This is a genomic window from Salinivirga sp., assembly GCF_035268865.1.
Taxonomy (GTDB): domain Bacteria; phylum Bacteroidota; class Bacteroidia; order Bacteroidales; family Salinivirgaceae; genus Salinivirga.
Window position 1 is genome coordinate 1 of record NZ_DATFKB010000097.1, and the last position, 5,626, is coordinate 5,626.

The 5,626-nt window shown below is 39.1% G+C and carries 5 protein-coding genes; 1 reads left to right on the top strand and 4 read right to left on the bottom strand.

What is annotated here, in order from left to right; genetic code table 11:
- The 4 genes from VJ937_RS05740 to VJ937_RS05755 all read right to left on the bottom strand — a co-directional run.
- The coding region (locus tag VJ937_RS05740; protein WP_324065933.1) for a carboxypeptidase-like regulatory domain-containing protein at positions 1-1,312 on the bottom strand (1,312 nt) is incomplete at its 3' end.
- Positions 1,299-2,024: a hypothetical protein gene (locus tag VJ937_RS05745; RefSeq protein ID WP_324065934.1), complete on the bottom strand. Its 726-nt coding sequence runs from the start codon at positions 2,022-2,024 to the stop codon at positions 1,299-1,301. The genes VJ937_RS05745 and VJ937_RS05740, both read right to left, overlap by 14 nt.
- Before the next feature lie 240 nt (positions 2,025-2,264).
- Positions 2,265-2,948, bottom strand: a complete 684-nt coding sequence (locus VJ937_RS05750) for a response regulator transcription factor (protein WP_324065935.1) — start codon at positions 2,946-2,948, stop codon at positions 2,265-2,267.
- Positions 2,949-4,271, bottom strand: coding sequence for a HAMP domain-containing sensor histidine kinase (locus VJ937_RS05755; protein WP_324065936.1), 1,323 nt, complete (start codon positions 4,269-4,271; stop codon positions 2,949-2,951).
- Between the two features lie 119 nt (positions 4,272-4,390).
- On the opposite strand from VJ937_RS05755, the gene VJ937_RS05760 reads away from it, so the two are divergent.
- A partial coding sequence (locus VJ937_RS05760; protein ID WP_324065937.1) for a hypothetical protein occupies positions 4,391-5,626 on the top strand: 1,236 nt, incomplete at its 3' end.

Below are 5,626 nucleotides of genomic sequence, written 5' to 3' on the forward strand. Positions count from 1 at the left end.
AAACAGAACCTATTCCATCCCGAAAATTGGCTTTACTGTTTCTTATATCGGGCGATTTAACTTTGCTCAGCAACCAATCTGAATAGGTGGAGCGCAACCCGATGAAAGCACTGCTTTTATCTTTCTGAATAGGTGTTTCGAGAAACAACCGTCCTGTTACCGGACTAATACCGCCACTTGCGGAAAACTCCTGACGATTTCCCTTTTTGGTGGATATATCAAATACAGATGCCAACCGGCCACCAAACTCCGCGGGAATGTTGCTCTTATAAAGTTTAAACTCTTTTACTGCATCTGGATTAAAAGCAGAGAAAAAACCAAATAAATGCGATGTATTGTATACGGGCACATTATTAATAAAAAACTGCGTTTGGTCTGATGGGCTTCCCCTTACATTAAACCCTGAAGAGGCTTCACCGGCATTTTGTACACCGGGGAGCAAAAGGGCAACCTTTAAAAGATCGCTTTCACCGAGCACCTGAGGTATTTCTTTTACATCCCTTATAGTCAGTCGTTCAAGTCCCATATTGGTACTCCGCACATTGTGATATTTATCTGAAGTTACCACAACTTCATTCAGCGCCACTAATCTACGCTCAAGGGAGATATCGAACTGTCCGTCGGAACGGACATCAATGGAAAATTTTTTCTTTTTCCGGTCAATACTGGAGACCGTTAATACATGTTTCCCTTTCGGGACCGATATGGCATAATAACCATTGCCTGTTGTACCTGCTCCAATACCAAGTTCCTCAATATACACGTAACTTCCAACAACAGGTTCACCATCTTCGGCACTTTTCACAAATCCGTAAACACTACTTTTTTTACCATTTTTTGCTTCGCCATAACTGCCGATTACAATTGTACGGCTTGCATAATCTTTATTTGTCCGAAGAAAATCATCGCTACTATCGCTCGTTTCTTCAGGTTCTTTCTCTTTTTCCCGTTCAGATTTAAAAAATCCCGGAGCAAGTTCTGTATGTAGTGGGTTTTCTTTGATGAAAAAGTAGTTTCCTGTGCCATCATTTGCCACATAGATATCAAAATCATTAAACAACTCCTGCAGGAAAACCTCGAGCCTTGTACTATCCGACACCTTAACATACTCAATTACAGGAAGATCATCGCCGTAAAAGAAGCGCACATTATAATTTTCTGATATTTGATTAGAAAAATCGCTCCATGTTAAACCATCGTATTCCTGCGGTGAGACAATGATTTTCTGCTGGCCTGTTGCAGAAAGCCAACTAAAAAACACCAGAATTATAATCCCGGTCAAGGACACATAGCTTTTCTTAATCCAATTCATTGCAAAACTCAATTAATGTGCTTATTTGCGAGGTAGTCGCATTCTTATATTTCATGTTATTTCTTCTTAAAAAGCGACGAATTTCTCTTTTACTATCCGGAAAAGCCCTTAAAAACTGCCTCCTATTATTGGCCTTGAACGATTTTCCATTTCTGAACAAATATTTGTTTGTTTTTAATTCAGAATATTTTCCATAGGGATCAAGGGTTGAATACATACGGATATAATCTTTGTAATAAGCAATACAATACCTCATTTCTCCGCTTTCGATGAGTTCAACAAAACTTCTGTCAATATCTGAAAATCCCAGACGAAATACTGAAACAAGCATATGCCCGTTAACATCAACAGAATCTACAAGCTGATTATCAAGTATAATTGCTTTAGGAAGGGTTTGTTCTTGATAAAACTGTAAAACCAATTGATCTGAATAAAGGTTATACCGAATAAGTTCATTATAGAAAACTTCACCTTTAATATAGATATCTGCAGCAATCCAGTTTTCAGTAAACAGATATGGATAATTGTTTATGCGGGGATCATCCGGGAACAATTCTTTTCCATTCACAAGTATGTCGCTGGTCTTATACTGTTCTTTCACATAGTTATACAACGACTGCTCTTCACCTAAAGAATTTTGTGCATGAGCAGGAAAAACATATATGCAAATAATAAATATTTGCAGAAACCGGGTTTTAAAAAATCGGTGCATTTAGAACTGTAATTGTTTTCATTTGGAAAATAATAAGCTTAATATCAGTAACATAAAGCAACAACACTAATACTGGAAACCCAAATATAACAAAAATTATGATAAATAAAAGCTGTATTCATAAACGAACAATTTTTTGTATCATTTCTGTACACAAGCTATATCAATGCGGCCAAGGTCAGTGGAAACTATATAAAAGAATAAGCTTTAATGAAGGCCATAACCAGCCCCGAAACACCACTATTCTTTGACCTCAAGCATAATTCCGACACCACGCACAGACTGAATTGCGATGCGATTATCAGCAGCCATATATTTACGCAATCGCGTAATAAAAACATCCATACTTCGACCTAAAAAGAAATCATCTTCGCCCCAAACTGTTTTCAAAATATCAGACCGCTTGAGTACGGTATTTTTGTTATCTATCAACAGCTTTAGCAAGTCTGCTTCCCGGGCAGTAAGATCACGCTGCTGGTCACCATGCCTGAGTCTGTAGCGACTATAGTCGAAATAAAACTCACCAATTCTATAAACAGATTCTGCACCATTGCCAGCGCGTTTCAATATATTTTGGATACGCAAAAGCAGCTCCTCTGGCTCAAAAGGTTTTGTAATATAGTCATCTGCTCCCATTTTAAGCCCCTTGAGCACATCTGTTTTCATATTGCGGGCAGTTAAAAACAGAAAGGGTGTCGTATCTTGCTTATTCTTGATGTGTTCAGCCAAAGTAAAACCATCTACACCGGGCAACATCACATCCAGAATACACAAAGCATAGCTTTGTGAAAGTATGCGTTTCATGGCCTCATCACCCGAACGGCATAACTCCACGTCGAACTTGTTCATCTTAAGGTATTGGGTTAACACATTACCTAAATCATGGTCGTCTTCCACAAGCAATATACGTAGTAAGCTTTTCATTTAAAAAGGAATTAAAACTGTTACTTTGGTTCCCCGGCCCGGTTCTGAAATCAATTTTACTTTCCCACCGTGAGCCTTCACAATTTCTCTGACATGGAAAAGCCCTAACCCTGAACCTTTGACTTCATGCCTATTACCTTCAGGTACACGATAAAACTTATCGAACACATATTTCTGAAACCGGTCCGGAATACCCGGGCCTTCATCAGCGACTGTAAGGCTTAGCCAGCTACCCGACTTTGCCACATGCATAAATATTTGACTTTGCCCACCATATTTCCGGGCATTATCGAGCAAATTAAGTACTGCTGTTTCGAGCAAAAAACGATCAGCCCAAACATGGTCTACATCTTCTACCTTATAAAAACTAAGCTCAACCTCTCCGGACTGACGGGCAAACGTTTCAAGCAAACTCATACAAAATTCCTGCACAGGTATACGTTCCCGGGCTATGCCTTTTTCATAGAGGGTGGACAGCTCCATCACCTGATTTACTACGGACTCGAGACGTTTCACCTGACTCGTAATTAAGGAGCTGGTTGCATTTAGATTTTCAGGATCAATGGTTTTGGCTGCCACAGAAAGCGTGGTTAAAGGAGTCTTCAACTCATGCGTCATGTTGTTGATAAAATCTGTTTTCATCTGATCTACCAATTGTTGTTTACGTATGGTTTTTATGGTATAAGCCACAATTCCTGCGAATAAAAACAACATGATTAATGAAATGAGCAGCTGCAACCAAATTTGTTTAAGTAGAAAAAATGTAATATTTGGAAAATTCACATATACCGACACCTGCAGATTGATATTAAATCTGTTAAGCTTATAGAAAAAAGAATTATCGGGCTTGAGGAAACCCAGGTTTTTCATATCGCCTGAAAGCGTCAAGAAACTACCATTTTCATCAATATCGTACAATGTAATTACGGTGTCTGCCTGTCGTATAAAGAACTTATTCACAATAACAGACATGTTAAAATTGGTTTGAATACCATCTTTTTGCAACAACCTGGCAAAATTTTCTTCCACATTTTGATACTCCTTCGTGGCCTGTATAGTAAGGCTGTCGATCACCTGCCGGTTACTACCCACAATCGGTTCGGCGGCCCCGAGCATTTGGTTTATGGAATCGGCCAGCGGGCCAAGTTCCTGCCCATCCATACCACTTTGAAAAAATGCAGTACTGAGGTAATACTGCTTTGTAAATTTAAACTGCCGTTCTGCCGATTGGTAAGCATTCCATACCATAAAAACAGATAATACCAAAAACAATATGGCACCTGTAAGAAGCAGGTATAAACTGATTTTACTTTTTCTGTCCATGACACAAAAATACACTTACTTCACTAAAAAAGAAACCATTAACCCAGCATTAACCCAGTATTAACCGAAGATCTCATATACCCTGCATAATTTAGCACTGAATTTTAAAGCCAAAAATTATGAAACCTATTACCTTAACAATTTCAATCTTGCTCCTGGCATCGATTACAATGCTACCTGCACAACAAAAAACAATAGATCATGATCGTGCCGCAAAATATTTCAAACAGTTTGATCAATTGCGGGAAAGTGACAACGGAGCACTTTGGGGACAGAAATTGCCACACAAAATGCTTTTCATAAATCCGCAAAACTATGAATTTGTAGCCAACGAACCTTTGCAAGCCTACGGAGCTAAAAAGGATGGAAAATTATTCCGGGGCCAATACCCACAAAATAAGGCAATTGCCAACACATCGGTTTTGATAGACAGCACGCCCTGGACAATGGTCATGTGGCCATTGAGTGAGAAAAGCGATGAAGCCCTGGAACTCATGGCACATGAATCGTTTCACAACCTGCAGAACTTATTGGGTATAAAAATAAGCGTAATGGCAATTCCACATATGGATAAAAAAGATGCACGAATGCTTTTCCGCCTTGAGATGAATGCCTTGTACGAAGCTCTGTACAGCAATAACCAGGAAGCAGTGAAACATGCTTTATATTTCCGAAAAATGCGCTTTGATCAATATCCTGGGACGAAAAACGAAGAAATACTACTGGAGACACAGGAAGGGCTGGCCCAATACACCGGATTTAAACTGGGATACAATGCACAAAGGCTAAAAATGCGACTACAGGAAAACATCAGAAATATGTCTAAAAAGTCATCCCTTTCGCGGGCCACAGCCTACACCTCCGGACCATTATACGGTTTACTATTGGATGCTTCAGGGAAACCCTGGAAAAACGGAACAATGCAAAACTTCAATGCATTTGAACTAACGCTGCAACATTTTGATATTGACCCGCAAAGTCTGAGTAAATTACAATACGATGAAATAAAGCAGCACTACAACTTCGATAAAATTGAATCTGAAGAAAATTTGCGGTGGAAGAAACGCCAGAAAAAAATCGAACAATACACTAATAAATTGCTGGAAGACCAACCCCTGATAATTGAATTAGTCGACAAGCAGATTGGGTTCAATCCCAACAGCATTATTCCATTGGAACCTAATGGAAATGTATATGAATATTTTGTACTCAGGGATTGGTTTGGTGTACTTACAGCTAAAAAAGGAGCGCTAATGAGCAATGACTGGAACCGTGTAAACATCTCAAAACCAACTAAAATAAACCAGGACACGATAGAAGGAGATGGATGGGTCATTAAATTAAAAGAAGAGTGT